Source organism: Streptomyces sp. NPDC051018 (genome assembly GCF_044456085.1).
In the GTDB taxonomy this organism is placed as follows: Bacteria; Actinomycetota; Actinomycetes; order Streptomycetales; family Streptomycetaceae; genus Streptomyces.
On sequence record NZ_JBITFN010000010.1, the window covers coordinates 292,496 to 311,406 of the forward strand.

General features: G+C 73.1%; 9 protein-coding genes. 8 read left to right on the forward strand and 1 reads right to left on the reverse strand.

What is annotated here, in order from left to right; translation table 11 throughout:
• The first annotated feature begins 312 nt into the window (after positions 1–312).
• The 4 genes from ACIBCM_RS19825 to ACIBCM_RS19840 all read left to right on the forward strand — a co-directional run bounded on the left by ACIBCM_RS19825 (position 313) and on the right by ACIBCM_RS19840 (position 5,269).
• Positions 313–924 carry a response regulator transcription factor gene (locus ACIBCM_RS19825; RefSeq protein WP_003948568.1) on the forward strand — a complete coding sequence of 204 codons (612 nt, stop codon included), beginning with the start codon at positions 313–315 and terminating at the stop codon, positions 922–924.
• A 484-nt stretch (positions 925–1,408) separates the two neighbouring features.
• Entirely contained in the window at positions 1,409–1,984 is a 576-nt protein-coding gene (locus tag ACIBCM_RS19830; protein WP_389266341.1) for a sigma-70 family RNA polymerase sigma factor, read from the forward strand.
• Between the two features lie 445 nt (positions 1,985–2,429).
• The gene (gene guaB, locus ACIBCM_RS19835; RefSeq protein WP_399244869.1) at positions 2,430–3,932 is read left to right on the forward strand and encodes an IMP dehydrogenase; all 1,503 of its coding nucleotides are present in this window, start codon (positions 2,430–2,432) and stop codon (positions 3,930–3,932) included.
• 212 nt (positions 3,933–4,144) lie between these two features.
• Positions 4,145–5,269, forward strand: coding sequence for a GuaB3 family IMP dehydrogenase-related protein (locus ACIBCM_RS19840; RefSeq protein ID WP_399244871.1), 1,125 nt, complete (start codon positions 4,145–4,147; stop codon positions 5,267–5,269).
• Positions 5,270–5,520: 251 nt separating this feature from the next.
• Here the strand turns inward: ACIBCM_RS19840 and ACIBCM_RS19845 are convergent, their stop codons facing one another.
• Positions 5,521–6,762, reverse strand: a complete 1,242-nt coding sequence (locus ACIBCM_RS19845) for a nucleotide sugar dehydrogenase (protein WP_399244873.1) — start codon at positions 6,760–6,762, stop codon at positions 5,521–5,523.
• Between the two features lie 395 nt (positions 6,763–7,157).
• Here ACIBCM_RS19845 and ACIBCM_RS19850 point away from each other — a divergent pair, with 395 nt between their 5' ends.
• The 4 genes from ACIBCM_RS19850 to ACIBCM_RS19865 all read left to right on the forward strand — a co-directional run bounded on the left by ACIBCM_RS19850 (position 7,158) and on the right by ACIBCM_RS19865 (position 18,153).
• Positions 7,158–8,864 carry an FAD-dependent oxidoreductase gene (locus tag ACIBCM_RS19850; protein ID WP_399244875.1) on the forward strand — a complete coding sequence of 569 codons (1,707 nt, stop codon included), beginning with the start codon at positions 7,158–7,160 and terminating at the stop codon, positions 8,862–8,864.
• Positions 8,865–10,414: 1,550 nt separating this feature from the next.
• Positions 10,415–12,544 (forward strand): serine/threonine-protein kinase, encoded by a 2,130-nt coding sequence (locus ACIBCM_RS19855; protein ID WP_399244877.1) that lies wholly within the window; start codon positions 10,415–10,417, stop codon positions 12,542–12,544.
• Between the two features lie 185 nt (positions 12,545–12,729).
• Positions 12,730–15,825 carry a protein kinase gene (locus ACIBCM_RS19860; RefSeq protein WP_399244879.1) on the forward strand — a complete coding sequence of 1,032 codons (3,096 nt, stop codon included), beginning with the start codon at positions 12,730–12,732 and terminating at the stop codon, positions 15,823–15,825.
• 525 nt (positions 15,826–16,350) lie between these two features.
• Positions 16,351–18,153, forward strand: coding sequence for a protein kinase (locus tag ACIBCM_RS19865; protein ID WP_399244912.1), 1,803 nt, complete (start codon positions 16,351–16,353; stop codon positions 18,151–18,153).
• Positions 18,154–18,911: the final 758 nt, after the last annotated feature.

Consider the following 18,911-nt stretch of genomic DNA (forward strand, 5'->3'; position numbering starts at 1 on the left):
GGGGCATAGCGTCCGAGTGAAACTTCGCTGACCTGCGGCGCCCCGGCCTGCCTCCACTGGGTATCCGCCCTCCGCTTCCGCAAAATTCATCGCGACACGCCGTCGACTCCGCTCCGCACACGGCCCCTCGCGTGGAGTGTTGAAGAGAGTCGGGGAACCCGTAACTCTTTCGAGTGACCGTCGTTGGTAGGTCGGAGGCGGTTGAAGGAACGAGCGCTCGGGCACATGTCCGAGTGCGTTCAACCGCACAGGTGACAAAACGTACCCAGCCTGGAGGCACAAGGTGACGCGCATCAGCTGCGGAGGGCGGCCATGACATCCGTCCTCGTCTGCGACGACTCCCCGCTTGCCCGAGAGGCGCTCCGCCGCGCGGTCGCGACCGTGCCCGGCGTCGAGCGCGTGACGACCGCGGCCAACGGCGAGGAAGTCCTCCGCCGCTGGGGCGCGGACCGCTCGGATCTGATTCTGATGGACGTACGCATGCCCGGCCTGGGCGGCGTCGAGACCGTCCGGCGGCTGCTGTCCGCCGATCCGGGAGCCCGGATCATCATGCTGACCGTCGCCGAGGACCTCGACGGCGTCGCACTCGCGGTCGCCGCGGGCGCCCGGGGCTATCTGCACAAGGACGCCTCGCGCGCCGAACTGCGCGCCACGGTCACCCAGGCCCTCGCCGACCCGACCTGGCGGCTCGCCCCGCGCCGGCTGCGCTCGGCCGAGATGGGCGCCGCGCCCACGCTCACCGCGCGGGAGATCCAGGTGCTCGAAGGCATGAGCCACGGCCGCTCCAACGCCGAGATCGGCCGTGAGCTGTTCCTCTCCGAGGACACGGTCAAGACCCACGCCCGCAGGCTCTTCAAGAAGCTGGGCGCCTCGGACCGGGCGCACGCGGTCGCGCTCGGATTCCGCTGGGGCCTGGTCCGCTGATCCCGTCACCGCACCGGAGTGTCCCGGCCCCCGGGCCGTGACGTCGGAGTTCCCGCCCCTCCCATCGGGCGTACGGCGCCATGGTGACGACACGGCCCGGGCCCCGGGGCCCCGCTCATGGACCAGGCCGGGCCGGCCGGGACGATCGGGCGGGCCCGGGGCGATCACGCCGGTCCGGGGTGCTGTGCCCCGGCCCCCGGGCGCGTTCGGAATCCGCGGGACTGGCCTTGGGCGGGACAGGGCATGACTCCCCCCGGGGCCGTACGGACCCCGCCCGCCGTACGGTGGGCGGGGGTAAGAGCGGCTTCGGGCGCCTGTTTTCCCCGCGATGCCGCATCCTTGAGATGTGGAGTTCCTCGGGGAGTCGGTCGAGCGGAAGGGGAGGGCGCAGGCCATGAGTTCCGGCGCACCTGCTCATAACGCTTCGGTGCACAACATGGGACGCGGTGCCACGGAAGAACGGCCACCAAGGCACCATGGACCGATGCGTGACGACAACACCACGGTGATCGGTGCGCTCGTTCACCGTGCCGTCGACGGAGACGAGCAGGCCACGCATGATCTTCTCGCGCATGTGCACCCTCTCGCCCTGCGCTACTGCCGTACCCGGCTCAACCGGCTGCCCGGTGACGCGCGCCATTTCGTCGAGGACCTCGCCCAGGAGGTCTGTGTCGCGGTACTGATGGCGCTCCCGCGCTACCGGGACACCGGCAGGCCCTTCGAGGCCTTCGTCTTCGCCATCGCCTCGCACAAGGTCGCCGATCTCCAGCGGGCGGCCATGCGCCACCCGGGCTCGACGGCCGTACCGTCCGACGAGATGCCGGAGCGCCCCGACGACTCCCTCGGCCCGGAGGAGCGCGCGCTGCTCAGCAGCGACGCCGAGTGGGCCAAGAAACTCCTCGCCAATCTCCCCGAGAACCAGCGGGAGCTGCTGGTGCTGCGGGTCGCGGTCGGTCTGACCGCCGAGGAGACCGGACAGATGCTGGGCATGTCCCCCGGCGCGGTGCGGGTCGCCCAGCACCGCGCCCTCAGCCGACTGCGAGCGCTCGCCGAGCAGTGAGAGCGGCCCCGGAGGCCATGTCCCGGAGGCCGTGTGCCCCGAAGGCTGTGCCCCGGAGGTCATGTCCCCGAGGCTCCTTGGAGACCGGGAGCCGTCCTGAGGACCGGGTGCCGTTCTGGGGCCGGGTGCCACAACCAGGCCGGGGGCACGACCCCGCGACGGGCTTCCGGGGAGCCGTGTGACACCTCCTGAGTCCGTTCCCCCGAACCCGAACCCGGACCCGGCCGCCGCGGCCATGGGCACACCGCCCGGCACGAGCGCGGGCGTCACTTCGGCGGTACGGCGATTCGGCCGGCGCCGCGATGAGTCGTTCGGCCTTTCCCGTCCGTATGACGTACGGGGCCCTGCGTAAAGCTGCTGAGCGATCTTGATCGTGGAATGAGACGGCGCCCGGGGCCGTTAGCATGGACATCCGCACCGATCAAGGCCATTTGGGGAAGGTGTCATGACCAACGTCGACGGAGTGCCCGAAAAATTCGCGACACTCGGGCTGACCTACGACGATGTGCTGCTGCTGCCAGGCGCGTCCGACATGGCTCCCGACCAGATCGACACCTCCTCGCACATTTCGAAGAATGTGCGGGTGAACATCCCGCTGCTGTCCGCCGCGATGGACAAGGTCACCGAGGCCAGGATGGCCATCGCGATGGCGCGGCAGGGTGGCGCGGGTGTGCTGCACCGCAATCTCTCCATCGCAGACCAGGCCAATCAGGTGGATCTGGTCAAGCGCTCCGAGTCCGGCATGGTGACCGACCCGATCACCGTGCACCCGGACGCGACCCTTGCCGACGCCGACCGGCTGTGTGCGAAGTTCCGCATCAGCGGTGTCCCGGTGACCGACCGGGGCGGCAAGCTGCTCGGCATCGTCACCAACCGCGACATGGCCTTCGAGTCGGACCGCAGCCGCCAGGTGCGTGAGGTCATGACCCCGATGCCGCTGGTCACCGGCAAGGTCGGGATCTCCGGTGTGGACGCCATGGAGCTGCTGCGCCGCCACAAGATCGAGAAGCTTCCGCTGGTCGACGACGCCGGTGTGCTCAAGGGTCTGATCACGGTCAAGGATTTCGTCAAGGCCGAGCAGTACCCGAACGCAGCCAAGGACGGCAACGGCCGCCTCCTCGTCGGCGCGGCGGTCGGAGTCGCCGGTGACGCCTTCGAGCGCGCCCAGGCACTGATCGAGGCGGGCGTCGACTTCATCGTCGTCGACACCGCGCACGGCCACTCCAGGCTGGTCGGCGACATGGTCGCCAAGATCAAGTCGAACTCCGCCGGTGTGGATGTGATCGGCGGCAACATCGCCACCCGCGACGGCGCGCAGGCGCTGATCGACGCCGGTGTGGACGGCATCAAGGTCGGCGTCGGCCCCGGCTCCATCTGTACGACCCGTGTGGTCGCCGGAATCGGCGTACCCCAGGTCACCGCGATCTACGAGGCGTCACTGGCCGCCAAGTCGGCCGGTGTCCCGGTCATCGGCGACGGCGGCCTCCAGTACTCCGGAGACATCGCGAAGGCCCTGGTGGCGGGCGCGGACACGGTGATGCTGGGCTCCCTGCTCGCGGGCTGCGAGGAGTCGCCCGGTGAGCTGCTGTTCATCAACGGCAAGCAGTTCAAGTCGTACCGGGGCATGGGTTCCCTCGGGGCTATGCAGTCCCGTGGCGAGCAGCGCTCCTTCTCGAAGGACCGCTACTTCCAGGAGGGCGTCGCCTCCGACGAGAAGCTGGTGCCGGAGGGCATCGAGGGCCAGGTTCCGTATCGCGGGCCGCTCTCCGCCGTCGTCCACCAGCTGGTGGGCGGACTGCGCCAGTCCATGTTCTACGTCGGCGGACGTACCGTCCCCGAACTCCAGGAGAACGGACGGTTCGTCCGGATCACCTCGGCGGGTCTCAAGGAGAGCCACCCCCACGACATCCAGATGACGGTCGAGGCGCCGAACTACAGCAGGAAGTAGCGGCGGGCAGCAGTACGTAACGGGCGGCAGTAGGTACCGGGCGCCCGCCGACGGCCCGCTCCGGACGGAGCCCGCGCAGGCCGCCGGCCCGGCGCCGCGGAACGTTGCGCCACGCGCGCGTGGAGGGGCGGTATCGGGTATTCCGGTACCGCCCCTCATCCGTGCGTCGGGGATACTGGTAGACGCTGACACAGAGGGAAAGGCCCACAGAGGTGACTGAGATCGAGATCGGGCGCGGCAAGCGCGGCCGCCGGGCGTACGCGTTCGATGACATCGCCGTCGTACCGAGCCGGCGCACGCGGGACCCGAAGGAGGTCTCGATCGCCTGGCAGATCGACGCCTACCGCTTCGACCTGCCGTTCCTGGCCGCTCCCATGGACTCCGTGGTCTCCCCGGCGACCGCGATCCGCATCGGTGAGATGGGCGGGCTCGGCGTCCTGAACCTCGAAGGTCTGTGGACCCGCTACGAGGACCCCCGGCCGCTGCTCGACGAGATCGCCGAACTGCCCGCCGGGACCGCGACCCGCCGGCTCCAGGAGATCTACGACGCGCCGATCAAGGAAGAGCTGATCGGGCAGCGCATCAAGGAGGTCCGCGACTCGGGTGTGGTGACGGCCGCGGCGCTCTCGCCGCAGCGGACCGCGCAGTTCTCCAAGGCCGTCGTGGACGCGGGTGTCGACATCTTCGTGATCCGGGGGACCACCGTCTCCGCGGAGCACGTCTCGGGCGCCGCCGAGCCGCTGAACCTGAAGCAGTTCATCTACGAGCTGGACGTCCCCGTCATCGTCGGCGGCTGTGCCACCTACACCGCGGCCCTGCATCTGATGCGTACGGGCGCGGCGGGCGTTCTCGTCGGCTTCGGCGGCGGTGCGGCGCACACCACCCGCAACGTGCTGGGCATCCAGGTGCCCATGGCGACGGCGGTGGCCGATGTGGCCGCGGCCCGGCGTGACTACATGGACGAGTCCGGCGGTCGCTATGTCCATGTCATCGCCGACGGCGGTGTGGGCTGGTCGGGCGATCTGCCGAAGGCGATCGCCTGCGGTGCCGACTCCGTGATGATCGGCTCGCCGCTGGCGCGCGCGTCGGACGCGCCGGGCCGCGGCCGCCACTGGGGCATGGAGGCCGTGCACGAGGACGTCCCGCGCGGCAAGCTGGTCGACCTGGGTGTCGTCGGCACCACGGAGGAGGTCCTGACGGGCCCCTCGCACATCCCGGACGGTTCCATGAACTTCTTCGGCGCGCTGAGGCGGGCCATGGCGACGACGGGTTACAGCGAGCTCAAGGAGTTCCAGCGCGTCGAGGTCACGGTCGCGGACTCCCAGCACAAGCGCTGACCGCCCCGGAACGCCCGACGGGACCCTCCGCCGGGCGTTCCCCGTTTCGGCAGGCGTTCCGCTTCCGCCGGGCGGTCCCGCTTCCGTGGCGTTCCCCGTCTCCCGCGGGCATTCCGTTCGGTGCGCGGTTCGTTCGGTCCTCGGGTTCGTTCGGTCCGCGGGTTCGTCAGGTTTGCGGCTCGGGCATCGCGGCGAAGGCCCGGAACCTCACGGCGGGGCGGTTTCCAGGTGCCGGGCCTTCGCGCCGCCGGTCACAGGCGGTGGGCCGCTCCGGCCGGCGTGGCGCCCCTGGTGTCGAGGAGGAGTTGCGCCTTCACGGCCAGACCCTGGAGGTCATAGGTCCTGTGGTGCTGGAGCAGCACGGTCAGGTCCGCTCCGGAGGCCGCCTCGTAGAGGGAGTCGGCGCGCGGTACGGGCTGCTCGTGGACGCGCCAGTCGGGGATGTAGGGGTCGTGGTAACTGACGGCCGCGCCCAGGTCCATCAGCCGGCGGGCGATCTCGGTGGCGGGGGAGCCCTGGAGGTCGGCGATGTCGGGCTTGTAGGTGATGCCGAGGAGCAGGACGCGTGCCCCGCGCGCCGATTTCCCGTGCTCGTTGAGGAGGGTGGCGCAGCGCTGGATGACGTACTGGGGCATCCGGCTGTTGATCTCCTCGGCGAGACCCACCATCCGCAGCGGATGGTGGGGGGTACGGCCCTGGTGCGGGAGCGGACCGGGGTCCAGGGGGACGCCGTGGCCGCCGACGCCGGGCCCCGGACGGAACGCCTGGAAGCCGTACGGCTTGGTCTCGGCGCAGCGGATGACGTCCCACAGGTCCACGCCCAGGCCGTGGCAGAGGACCGCCATCTCGTTGACCAGGGCGATGTTGACGTGCCGGAAGTTCGTTTCCAGGACCTTGACGGTCTCGGCCTCGCGCGGGCCGCGGGCCCGGACCACCTTGTCGGTGAGCCGGCCGTAGAAGGCGGCGGCGGACTCGGTGCAGGCGGGGGTGAGGCCGCCGATGACCTTGGGGGTGTTGGCGTAGTCGTGCGTACGGCTGCCGGGGTCCACCCGGCCGGGGGAGTACGCGAGATGGAAGTCGCGGCCCGCGCGCAGCCCGGAGCCCTCTTCGAGGAGGGGGCGCAGGAAGGTATCCGTAGTGCCGGGCTGTACGGCCGATTCGAGCAGCACGGTGGTGTGCGGGCGCATCCGGGAGGCCAGGGCGCGGGCGGCTTCGGCCAGTTCCGTGAGGTCGAGGCTGCCGTCCGCGCCGACCGGGGTGGGGACGCAGATGGCGGCGGTGCGGACGCGGCCGAGTTCGGCCGCGTCGGTGACGGTCCTGAACCCGCCGGAGACCATACGGCGGATGTCGGCCGGGGTGCGGCCCGCCGCCGGTCCGGTGAGGTGCCGCGGGTCGGTGTCGTAGCCGATGGTCTGGATGCCTGCGGCGACCGCGGCCTGGGCGAGGGGCAGGCCGTCGTGACCGAGTCCGATGACGGCGAGATCTGCGGGCATGGCGTTGGCCGTCCTTCCCTTAACCGGAGGGGAGCGTTGGCGCAAGCCCTGTGGGCAGAACGGGCGGGCGCAATGTCAGACTAGGCGTAAATATGACCGATGTGCGGCATTGCGGGCTCATGGCTGCCAGGGTGTTGTCCACAGGCTCTGTCCACAGGCGGTGGCTGAAGTCGGTGACTGCGGACAGAATCGATGTTGTGAGCCCGGCCGCGGGGTGTGAACGTCCGGGGCGGGGCACATGAGCGGAGGGGGCCGCACACCGGCGGCGACCCGGGACACGGGCCCGTGACGGGGCACGGCACCCCGGTCGTTCACGGGTGCGTGGCGGTGCGGGCCCGGCCGCGGCAGTGACAGAGCCCCATCCGGGGCACACGGGGGCGACGGGAGGCAGCGCAGTGAGGACAGCGACACTGGGACCCGAGGAGCGCGCCCAGGCACTCGCCGGGATGGCCGAGCGGGAACTGGACGTGCTGGTGATCGGCGCCGGAGTGGTCGGTGCGGGCACCGCGCTCGACGCGGCGACAAGAGGTCTCTCCACCGGGCTGGTGGAGGCGCGTGACTGGGCGTCGGGCACATCGAGCCGCTCCAGCAAGCTCATCCACGGCGGGCTGCGCTATCTGGAGATGCTGGACTTCGCGCTCGTCCGCGAGGCGCTGAAGGAGCGCGGGCTCCTGCTGGAGCGGCTGGCGCCGCATCTGGTGAAGCCCGTGCCGTTCCTCTACCCCTTGCAGCACAAGGGCTGGGAGCGGCTGTACGCGGGATCGGGCGTCGCGCTGTACGACGCCATGTCGGTCTCGTCCGGGCACGGCAGGGGACTGCCCGTCCACCGCCATCTCTCCCGCCGGCACGCGCTGCGGGTGGCACCCTGTCTGAAGAAGGACGCCCTCGTCGGCGCCCTTCAGTACTACGACGCGCAGATGGACGACGCCCGCTTCGTGGCCACCTTGGTGCGGACCGCCGCGAGCTATGGGGCGCATGTCGCCAGCCGCGCCCGCGTCATCGGCTTTCTGCGCGAGGGCGAGCGGGTCGTCGGCGCCCGTGTCCAGGACGTCGAGGCGGGCGGGGAGTACGAGATCCGCGCCCGTCAGATCGTGAACGCGACGGGTGTGTGGACGGACGACACCCAGGCGCTGATCGGCGAGCGGGGACAGTTCCATGTCCGCGCGTCCAAGGGCATCCACCTCGTGGTCCCCAAGGACCGCATCCACTCCACGACCGGGCTGATCCTGCGGACCGAGAAGTCGGTTCTGTTCGTCATCCCCTGGGGACGGCACTGGATCGTGGGCACCACGGACACCGACTGGGATCTCGACAAGGCGCACCCGGCCGCCTCCAGCGCCGATATCGACTATCTGCTGGAGCATGTCAATTCGGTGCTGGCCGTTCCTCTCACCCGCGACGACGTCCAGGGGGTGTACGCGGGACTGCGGCCCCTGCTCGCCGGTGAGTCCGACGCCACCAGTAAGCTCTCCCGCGAGCACACCGTCGCCCACACCGCCCCCGGGCTCGTGGTCGTCGCGGGCGGCAAGTACACGACGTACCGCGTGATGGCCAAGGACGCGGTGGACGAGGCGGTCCACGGCCTCGACCAGCGCGTCGCCGCCTGTGTCACGGAGAACGTCCCCCTGGTCGGGGCGGAGGGCTACGCGGCTTTGTGGAACGCCCGCGCCCGTATCGCCGCCCGTACGGGCCTCCATGTGGTCCGCGTCGAACATCTCCTCAACCGGTACGGGTCGTTGACCGAGGAGATCCTCGCCCTCATCGCCGGCGACCCCTCCCTCGGTGAGCCCCTGACCGGCGCGGACGACTATCTCCGGGCCGAGATCGTCTACGCCGCGTCCCACGAGGGCGCGCGCCATCTCGACGACGTACTCACCCGGCGCACCCGGATCTCCATCGAGACATTCGACCGGGGTACGCGCTGCGCCCGTGAGTGCGCGGAGTTGATGGCGCCCGTGCTGGGCTGGGAGAAGGAGCAGATCGAGAAGGAGATCGAGCACTACGAGAAGCGGGTGGAGGCCGAACGGGAGTCGCAGCGCCAGCCGGACGATCTGACGGCGGACGCGGCGAGGCTGGGGGCGCGGGACATTGTGCCGTTGTGATCCAGCGGTCCCCTGAGGTCCGACGGCCCGAGCGGTGATCCGGGTCCCCGACCAGCCGGGCGGTGAACTTCACCCCGAGTAGTGGCATGGTGGGGGGTCACCGACTCCGGACCACCCCTGGTGGGCGCCGGACCCGGAAGCGGTGCCGGTCCCGGAGTGAGGGACAATGAATGCTCTGCCAGGGCGTGTTACCGCATGGCGCGGGAGCGGCAGGCGCGGGCGAAGACCAGGGATCGCAGAGGGGACGCATGTCGGAGGCAGAGCAGTCGCGGAAACCCCAGCAGGACAACTCCGAGGAGCGCCTGGGCTCCCCGCCCCAGGACCCCCGCAGGCCCGCGCCCACCGGGGACGACACAAGCACCCGCTCCGGTAAGGAGGTTCGCCCCGAGGTGCCGCGCCAGGCGTCCGGCAAGGAGTCCGCCCGCGCGGGCTCGTCCGGACGCCGGTCCGGCACCCGGACCAAGCCGTCGGCGGGCGGTGGGGCCAAGCCGTCCTCCCGCGCCGGTGCGAAGTCCTCCGCTTCCGCGCCCCGCCCCAAGCCCGCGCCTCCCAGGAGTTCTTCGCCCGCGGCGGCCCGCCCCGGCCGCACCGATCCATCTGATGCCTCCGGCGCGTCCGGAGTCCCGTCCGCCTCGGGCGCCGGGCGGGGTGCGGGTCGGGACGACGGTGAGCCCGAGTCCGCCACGGCGGCCGGGGTTCGCCCGGAGCGTGCGGCGAAGCCTGCCGGTGGCGAGCAGGCCGGGGCCGCCGAGGCGGACCGGGCCGGAGCGAAGGCCAAGGGCGCCCCGAGGGCGTCGCGCGGCGGTTCGTCGAGCCGTCGCCGGGCCACGGACGAGCCGGGCGGCGGCCCGGAGACACGAGCCGAGTCCGGCGCGGCCGGGGATTCGGCCGGTGGGACGGATGGCTCCGGGGCGGTCGCGGCCAGGACAGCCGAGGCAGGTGCCGGTGCCAAGTCCGGTGCGGCCGAAAGGGAGCGGCCCGGGGGCGGGAACGGTGGCCCGGCAGCCCCCGGGACGGGTACGCCCTCCGCCGCAGGGGCGGAGAAGGCCGCCCCCGGCCGGGGCACGGCCGCCGTCGGAAAGGCTGAAGGCGCCGTAAGCAAGGCTGATGCGCCCGCCGCCGGAAAGGCTGAGGGGGCCGGACGCAGGGTTGGTGCGTCTGCCGCCGGTGAGGCTGAGAGGGCCGGACACAGGACTGGTAAGCCCGCTGACGGAGAGGCTGAAGGGACTGGCTCCGGGGCGGGTGCGTCGGCCGGTGTGCCGGCGGACGGGTCGGGTACCCCGGCCGCTGCCAGGGCGGACGCGTCCGTGGACAAGGCCGGGGCCGAGCCTGGGACATCGGATGGGACGTCCGGCCAGGGGGCGGAGTCCGGCGCGTTCGGGCGGGGTGCCGGGACCGGCTCCGGGCCGGGTGAGGCTGCTTCCGAGGACAAGCCCGGGACCTCTGCCGGCGCGTCCGCGGCGCGGGTGGCCGGGTCCGGGGCGGGTGCGTCGGCCGGTGTGCCGGCGGACGGGTCGGGTACCCCGGCCGCTGCCAGGGCGGACGCGTCCGTGGACAAGGCTGACGTCGCGTCCGGTACGTCGACCGAGGCAGCCGGGGCAGATGGCGCGGCTGGTGCGTCCGCTCCCGGAGAAGTCGGCGGGACCGGCTCCGGGGCGGGAGCGTCGGCCGGCGCGCCCACCGACACGTCGCCCACCGACACGTCGCCCACCGACACGGCGGGTACCCCGGCCGACGCCAAGGCCGCCGCCCCCGTGGACAAGCCCAAGGCCGCCGCCTCCATGGACAAGGAGGACGCAGCCGCAGCCGGTGGGGCGGCCGCCGAGCGGCCCGCCAGGGCCGGGGGGCGGGGCGACGATCGTGCGTGGCGGTCGGGGCGGGAGGCCGAGGGGCGGTTGCTCGCCGGGCGGTACCGGCTAGGCGGAGTGCTCGGGCGCGGTGGAATGGGGACCGTGTGGCGGGCCGAGGACGAGACCCTGAGCCGTACCGTCGCCGTCAAGGAACTGCGCTTCCCCAACAGCATCGACGAGGAGGAGAAGCGACGGCTCATCACACGGACGCTGCGCGAGGCCAAGGCGATCGCCCGGATCCGTAACAACAGCGCCGTCACCGTCTATGACGTCGTCGACGAGGACGACCGGCCGTGGATCGTGATGGAACTGGTCGAGGGCAAGTCCCTCGCCGAGGTCATCCGGGAGGACGGCACCCTCACACCGCGGCGGGCCGCCGAGGTCGGCCTCGCCATCCTCGATGTGCTGCGGTCCGCGCACCGGGAGGGCATCCTCCACCGGGATGTGAAGCCGTCCAACGTGCTGATCTCGGGCGACGGCCGGGTCGTGCTCACCGACTTCGGTATCGCACAGGTCGAGGGCGATCCGTCCATCACCTCCACCGGCATGCTCGTCGGCGCGCCCTCGTACATCTCGCCCGAGCGCGCCCGGGGCCACCGGCCGGGCCCCGCCGCCGACCTGTGGTCGCTGGGCGGGCTGCTGTACGCGAGCGTCGAGGGTTCGCCCCCGTACGACAAGGGCTCCGCCATCGCGACGCTGACCGCGGTGATGACCGAGCCGCTCGACCCGCCGAAGAACGCGGGCCCGCTGGTGGAGGTCATATACGGCCTGCTCGCCAAGGACCCCGCCCAGCGACTCGACGACGTCGGCGCGCGGGCGCTGCTCACCAAGGTGGTGCACGCGCCCGAGGAGCCGGAGCCGCCCGTCGACACCACCCGGGCGATGGCGCTGCCGGTGATCACACCGCCGCCGCCCAAGCCGGAGGGCCCGGCGGCCGACCGGGTGCGCGGTGCCCTGCGGTCCGTGCGGAACGCGGCGGCGGCCCCGGCGGCCGACTCCGCCCGCCCCGCCGACGCCTCGCCGCGGAAGCCGCCGGAGCCGCCGGTTCAGCGGGCCGCACCCGTACGCGCGCCGCTCTCGGACGTGGTGCCGCGCCGGACCCTGGTGATCGTCGCCGTCGTGGTCGTCCTGGCGGTCCTGGGCACGGTGCTGTATCTGACGCTCGGCGACGACGGTGACTCCGAGGACCGGGGCGGCCCCAAGGGCGACCCGGGCGCCTCGACCGGTGCCACCACTCCGGGCAGCGGCCACAAGCCCGGGGGCGCGGGCCGGGAGCAGCCCCAGGGCACCGGAAAGCAGACCCCCGCCCCGGCGGGCAGCGGGCAGGCGCCCGCTACCCCGAAGGGCGACAATCAGCCGAAGGGCGGCCTGCCCGACGGGTACGAGCTGGTGTCGAACGACCGGTTCCGATTCACTATGGCGATGCCCGAGGGCTTCACCATGACCGATATAGCGGGGGTGAATTCGGGCGGGATCTTCAATGCCGAGAAGGGCGCGTTTCCCCGGGTCCAGGTCGACTTCAACGACAGTCCCCTGGACGACGCGGCAGCCGCCTGGGCCGCCGCGGTCGCCGTGACCCGCGCCTCCAGCGACGGTTTCAAGCAGCTGAGCATCAAACCGGTCGAGTACAACGGCTATCCGACCGTCGCCGACTGGCAGTTCGAGCGCGAACACGGCGGTGAGCGGATGCGCGTCCTCAACCGCGGCTTCAAGGTGGACGACAAGCGCGGCTATTCGATCATGATCAGTTGCAAAGTGAGTGAGTGGGACGGGCAGGAGTGCAAAACGCTGCGCAACACGGCGTTCGGCACATTCAAGCCCAAGGAGTGACCAGGGACACGTATCGTGAGAGGTCGCGGACGGTACGCAGCCGTAAAAGGTCACTGAGCGACCGGAGTTGACACGCGCGGACGCGTGCCGGCGCCGGGGACGCGCTCGGTGGCCCGCCGCGGAGCCGGACGGGCACGGCCGCCGCGGCCGACGGCACCCGGGCGCCGCACGAGGGGAGGCGGGACATGGACGACTACACGGGAAGGGTGCTGGCCGACCGCTATCGTCTGCCGCCGCCCCCGTCCGACGCGTACGAATTCGCGGAGACACGCGCGTTTGACACCTACAGCGGACAGGAAGTCCTCGTCCGGCAGGTGCCGTTGCCGGAGATCATCGAGGCCGAGGTCGTCGACCCCGACGGCCGGGCCGGTCCCGCGACTCCCCGCCGGGGCAAGGCGGGCTCGACACCGCGGCCCACGGACCCCGCCGTGCTGCGGGCCGTCGAGGCGGCCCAGGCCGCCGCGCAGGTTCCCGACCATCCGCGCCTGGACCAGGTCTTCGACGTGTTCGCGGAGGAGGGCTCGCTGTGGATCGTGAGCGAGCGGGTCGCCGGACGTCCGCTCGCCGCGCTCCTCGCGGAGAAGCCGCTCAGCCCCTACCGCGCGGCCGAGGTCGCCTCCGATGTCCTGACCGCCCTGCGTGCCCTGCACACCTACGGCTGGACCCACCGGAACATCACCGCCAGGACCGTCCTCGTCTGTGACGACGGGCGGGTCGTGCTGACCGGACTCGCGTCCGGCGCGGCGGAGGAGGCCCTGTGCGGGTACGCCCCCGTGCCCGAGCCGCAGGAGCACCACGGTGAGTTCGGGGAACCCGGCGACTTCGACGGGCAGGGCGACGCGACGGGCTCGGCCGACTACGGGGACCCCGGCGCGTACGGGGAGGCAGAGGGCGAGAACCAGGACAGCGACGGCAACGGGGGCGGGGACGGCCGCGCCGGGGGACACCGTTCCCAGCGGGCGCACCCTTCCGGCGACCCCGGACGGCCGGACCACCCGGGTCATCAGGACCCGAACGCCGTGACGGGCTCCGGTGCGCCGGACGCACGGGCTGCCAGGGCGGGTGCCATCGCCGCGTACCGCGCGGGTGCCCGGGCCGCCGCCCGCGTCAGCGAAGGCCAGCGGCAGGACATGCGCTCGGGCGGACGCCAGGACGGCCCTCCGGTGCAGACGGGCCATGACCCGGACTGGTGGGCGAGGAAGCCCGGCGAGGGCCCCCAGGAACCCCCGTACGCCGTCGGGAGCGGGGGCAACGGCCCGGGCACCGGACCCGGTCCGTACGGGCAGGGCGGGGCCGAAGGGCAGGACGACGACGATCCGGACGGGTTCGACGACGAGTACGGGGCAGGCGGCCCGGGGCGCCCCCGGCTCGCCGGCGCCTGGCACGACGGCCCGCTGCCCGGGCAGGACGGTCCCCCTCCGCTTCCGGCGGGCGGCGGCTTCCTCCCGGCCGCCCAGCCCCGGAACCCCCACCGGGACAACGACCCCTACGGCGTCCGGGGGGCCCTCCCGCCGGGCGGCACCGCTTCCGGCCGCGGGTCCGGCGTCCTCTCCGGCAACGGTCCGACCGGCACCGACCCGTCTCAGGCCGGCGTACCCCCGGCCGACGCACCCAGCGCCGGCCCGCCGGGCGCCGACGAGCACCGGGCCGGGGCTCCGCGCGCCGAGGCGCCCCCTATCAGCGCGTCCCCCGGGTATCCGCCCGCGGGCGGGCAGCCCGGCCACGGCCGGAACAACCGTGGCGCGTCCCCCGGCGGTGGCCGCGGTCCGGCCCTTCCCGCGGCCCGTGGCGGCGGTTCCGGGCCCGGCTCCGGTGACCCGTACCGGCCCCCGGCGCTGCCCCGGACGACCGGCCCGCGTGAGTCCGCCGCGCCCGCGCCCGGGAACTGGGACCGTGGAGGCGCCGGGCGCGAGGCGCTGCGGGCGGACTCCCAGCGCCGCCCGGATCCCGCCGTGGAGCAGCCGCGCGCGGGCGGCTGGGACGAGGCCGCCGGCGCCCCGGAGACCCCCGTGTACCGGGGACCCACCACCCCCCTGGCCGCCGAGCGGGCCCGCCAGGCCCGGATCGCCGTCGTCGGGGCGGTGACCGAACGCTGGGCCCCCGAACAGGCCGGACCGGTCCATGAGAACTGGCAGCTGGCGGCGCCCGTCGGCCCCGCCACCGACCTCTGGGCCCTCGGCGCGCTGCTCTACCGCTCGGTGCAGGGCCACGCGCCCTACCCGGAGGAGAACGCCGCCGAACTGGTCCAGCTCGTCTGTGCCGAGCCGCCCGCGTTCGCCGAGGAGTGCGGCCCCCTGCGCCCGGTCGTCGAATCGCTGCTGCGCCAGGACCCCACCGAGCGCCCGGACTTCGAGGAGCTGCGCGGCTGGCTGCGCTCCCTGGTCCGGTCCGCGCCCGAGCCCGAGGCCGGGATGGACGTGGTGCCGCTGCCCTCCAGCGCGGTGGACGGCAGCAGGCTTCCCGTCGTGCGCCGCAGGGGCGAGCTGGTGCGCAGACGGCGTTCCGGCTCGGCCGAGGTGGTACACGGCCGCCACCGCCACAGGAAGGCCAAACGCCGGCGCGGCCCGAGGTCCCTCGGGCGCACGCTGGTGCTGCTGGTCCTGCTGCTGATGGCAGCGGCGGTCGCGTACGCCGTGCTGTTCCTGCCGAGGGCCGGTGAGGAGGACGGTTCCGCGCCGCGCAGCAGCGGCGGCACGCGCCCCACGGCCACCGGTGACCCGGCCCCGGGCCAGGTCCCGGATCCGGGACGTACCGGCACGGCCCCGGAGCAGTCCAGCAGGGCTCCCGGCTCCCGGCAGCCCCAGACCTCCGCCCCCGCCGGAGACCTCCCGGACGGCTTCGCCCTGCGCAGCGACCCCGAGGGCTTCCGTATCGCCGTCGACGAATCCTGGCAGCGCCGTCCGATCAACGACGCCGGTCAAGTGCGCTACAGCGACGGCGACTTCATCCTGATCGTCGTACCCGGCCGGGACATGGTGAAGTCGGCGGGGGAGGACCCGCTGGACTATCAGCGCGACCGCGAGCGGGAACTCCAGCCGTTCCGCGCCTCCTCCTGGGCCACGTCGTCCGGGCTGCGCCGGATCGAGGTCGGCCGACAGGTCATGGCGGAGGGCGAGTTCACCTGGCGGGACAGCAGCGGCCGTGAGGTGTACGTCCGCAATCGCGCGCTGGTCATCGACGGCCGGTACCACGTGATCCAGGTGATCGGCCCCGGTGACCGGCGCGACGAGGTGACGCAGGCGTACGACCAGGCCGTCGGGACCTATCGGGCGGCGGGCTGAACCGGGGCGGGCAAGCGAACGCGGGCCGACCCGGGCCGGGCGGCCCGGCAGCACGCCCCGACCAACCGGCACGGCGAGCCGGAGCGGGCGGGCAAGCCGGTCCGGCCCCAGCCGCCGGCCCCCGACCCGCCGGGCCTCCCGGGCCCGCACGGACCCCGACCCGCCAGGACCCGGCCGGTGGTTCGCGCCCGGCCGGTCAGGTGTTCCGGGGCGGGGCCGGGTGCGCCACTTCAGCCCGTCCGGCCGTTCGAGGACGGACGTGGTCCGGGGGAGCGGGCTGCCCGCCGGGGGCGCTGCCCCGATCCCCCGCCTCAATCGCCGTCGGGGTGGTACCCGGTGCCACGGGGCATCCGGGCAGAACAGTGACGAAGCCGAAGTTCCTGCCCAGGGGCCCCTTCCGTAACCTGGTTCACCGGACCAACGGGGGCGGGGGATTTGGACAACACGGACAAGACGGAGAAAACAAGCGCGGGGCTACGGCTCGCGGGCCGGTACCGACTCGGCGAGTCCATCGGCAGGGGCGGTATGGGCCGGGTGTGGCGCGCTCATGACGAGGTGCTGCACCGGGTGGTCGCGGTCAAGGAGCTGACCGCCGGAATGTACGCCTCCGAGGCGGATCGCGCGGTGCTCCACGCCCGTACCCAGAAGGAGGCCCGGGCCGCCGCCAGGATCAGCCACCCCGGGGTCGTCACCGTGCACGATGTGCTCGAACACGACACGCGCCCCTGGATCGTGATGCAGTACGTCGACGGCTCGTCGCTCGCCGAAGCGGCCCGGGAATCCGGGCGGATCAGCCCGCTGGAGGGCGCCCGCATCGGCCTCCAGGTGCTGCGCGCGCTGGGCGCGGCGCACGCGGCCGGGGTGCTCCACCGGGACGTCAAACCCGGGAACGTACTGCTCGGCAAGGACGGCAGGGTGCTGATCACGGACTTCGGGATCGCCGCGATCGAGGGGGACGCGACAATCACCCGGACCGGGGAAATCGTCGGTTCCATCGACTACTTGGCCCCCGAGCGGGTACGGGGCGGCGAACCCGGTCCCGCGTCCGACCTCTGGTCCCTGGGTGCGACGCTCTACACGGCGGTCGAGGGCGCGTCCCCCTTCCGCCGGTCGTCGGCCATCGCGAGCATGCAGGCCGTGGTCGACGAGGAACCGCTCCCTCCGGCGCATGCCGGTCCGCTCGCACCCGTGATCACGGGGCTGCTGCGCAAGGATCCCGCCGACCGGCTCCCCGCCCATGAGGCGGAGCGGATGCTCCAGGACGCGCTGGAGGAGCTGAGAGAGCAGCTGAGGAGCGGGGAGCAGCCGACCGTCCCCGCGCGAATACCCGACCGGGCGTCCGATCCGACGGCCACCCGGCGCCGGCCGCGTCCGGAGCCGGACCCGCCGCCGACGCCCGTACCGGTTTCCGACGCCTCCGCCCCCGGGTCCCCCGAAGCCGCCCCCGCCGGCGACGCGCTGCCCGCCCCGGCCACTGCCTCCGTTCTCCTTCCCGCTCACGATCCCGTTGCCGTTGCCGTTCCCGCGCACGGTCCTCCGCCCGGAACCGGGGGTGTTCCGGCGGCCCGCCCCCCAGCGGCCCCCGGCACCGTGGCCTCGGCGACCCGGCGCGGGAGGCGACTGCGGAGGACGGCGGCCGTCGTCGCCCTGTCGCTGGTCATCGGCGTCGGCGCGGTGCTGGTGCTCATGCGGTACGCGGGCGACGACAGCGGCGAGCGGGGCAAGGGGCGTACGGACAAGGGATCCACCCCCGGAGTCACCCGGACGCCCGGCCCGGGAGCACCGCCGGGCACCCCTGGAACCACGGCGGACCCCGCACGCCCGGGCACCAGCGGTGGCCCGGAGACCTCCGGCGGTCTCCCGGAGGGTTCCGGAGACGTCCCGGCGGGCTGGCGCCGTGTCCAGGACCCGGCCGGTTTCAGCCTGTTCGTACCGGACGGCTGGGAACGCAGGACCCAGGGCGACCAGATCGACTACACACCTGACGACGGGCTTCACCGCCTCCGTATCGGCATCGACCCGGAACCGGACTTCAAGGCCCCGTACGCCCATGCGCTGGCCCTGGAGAAGGACCTCCAGCGGCTGCCGGACTACCGGCGGGTGTCGCTGGAGACCAACGGGTTCCGGGGCCGGCCGGACTCCACGCTCTGGGAGTTCACCTGGACCGAGCGGACGACCTTCCCCGGCAAACGCTCCGGCGTGGACCAGCTGTACTTCGGGGACGACGGTACGGGGTACGCGCTCTATCTGACCGGGCCGACCGAGAACTGGGCCGAGACGCGGGAGTTGTTCGACACGATGCTCGCGAGCTGGCGGCCGAGGGAGTGAGAGGGGTGCCCGCGCACCCGCGGTGCCCACGCACCGGCAGCGCCCGCGCCTCCCGCGCCTCCCGCGGCGCCCGCGCCTCCCGCGCCTCCCGCGGCGCCCGCGCCTCCCGCGCCTCCCGCGCCTCCCGCGGCGCCCGGCCCGTGAACGGCGCCCGGGCGCTCAGGTGTCCGGGCACCCGGGTGTCCTGCTGCACAGGTGTCCAGGCGTCCAGGTGTACGGAGATGGCCGATACACCATGCCGTACGGCCCGGAACCGCGTCCGCGAACGCCCGTCGGCCGGCCGTCCTGTCCTCGTGCTTCCCGTGTCACGGCTCTGCATCCGCTCCCGGTCGCCGGTGGCATCCGGCGCCGGATTCTGGCCAGGATGAGGGCATGACGAACGACCGAGGACGGGCGAACGAGCCCACAAGCTACGAGCTCAGGCCCCCGAACGCCCCGCAGACGCCGGCCCCGGGAAACCCGTATCCGGCACCGGCTCCCGGCTCCCCTCCCGCCTCGGTGTCCCCCTCCACGCAGCGCTCTCCGCAGCGCTCCCCGCAATCACCGGAGTCCGCCGCGCCGGGGCCCGCTCCCGCGTCCCCGTCCGCGTCGCCCGGACATCCGCCCGTACAACCGCCCGCGCGGGTACCGGCTCCCGGTGGTCAGGAGACCGGTTCCGGCCGCTTGGTGGGTGGGCGTTATCGGTTGGTGGGGCGGTTGGGTCATGGGGGTATGGGGACGGTGTGGCGGGCGCGGGATGAGGTGGTGGACCGGGATGT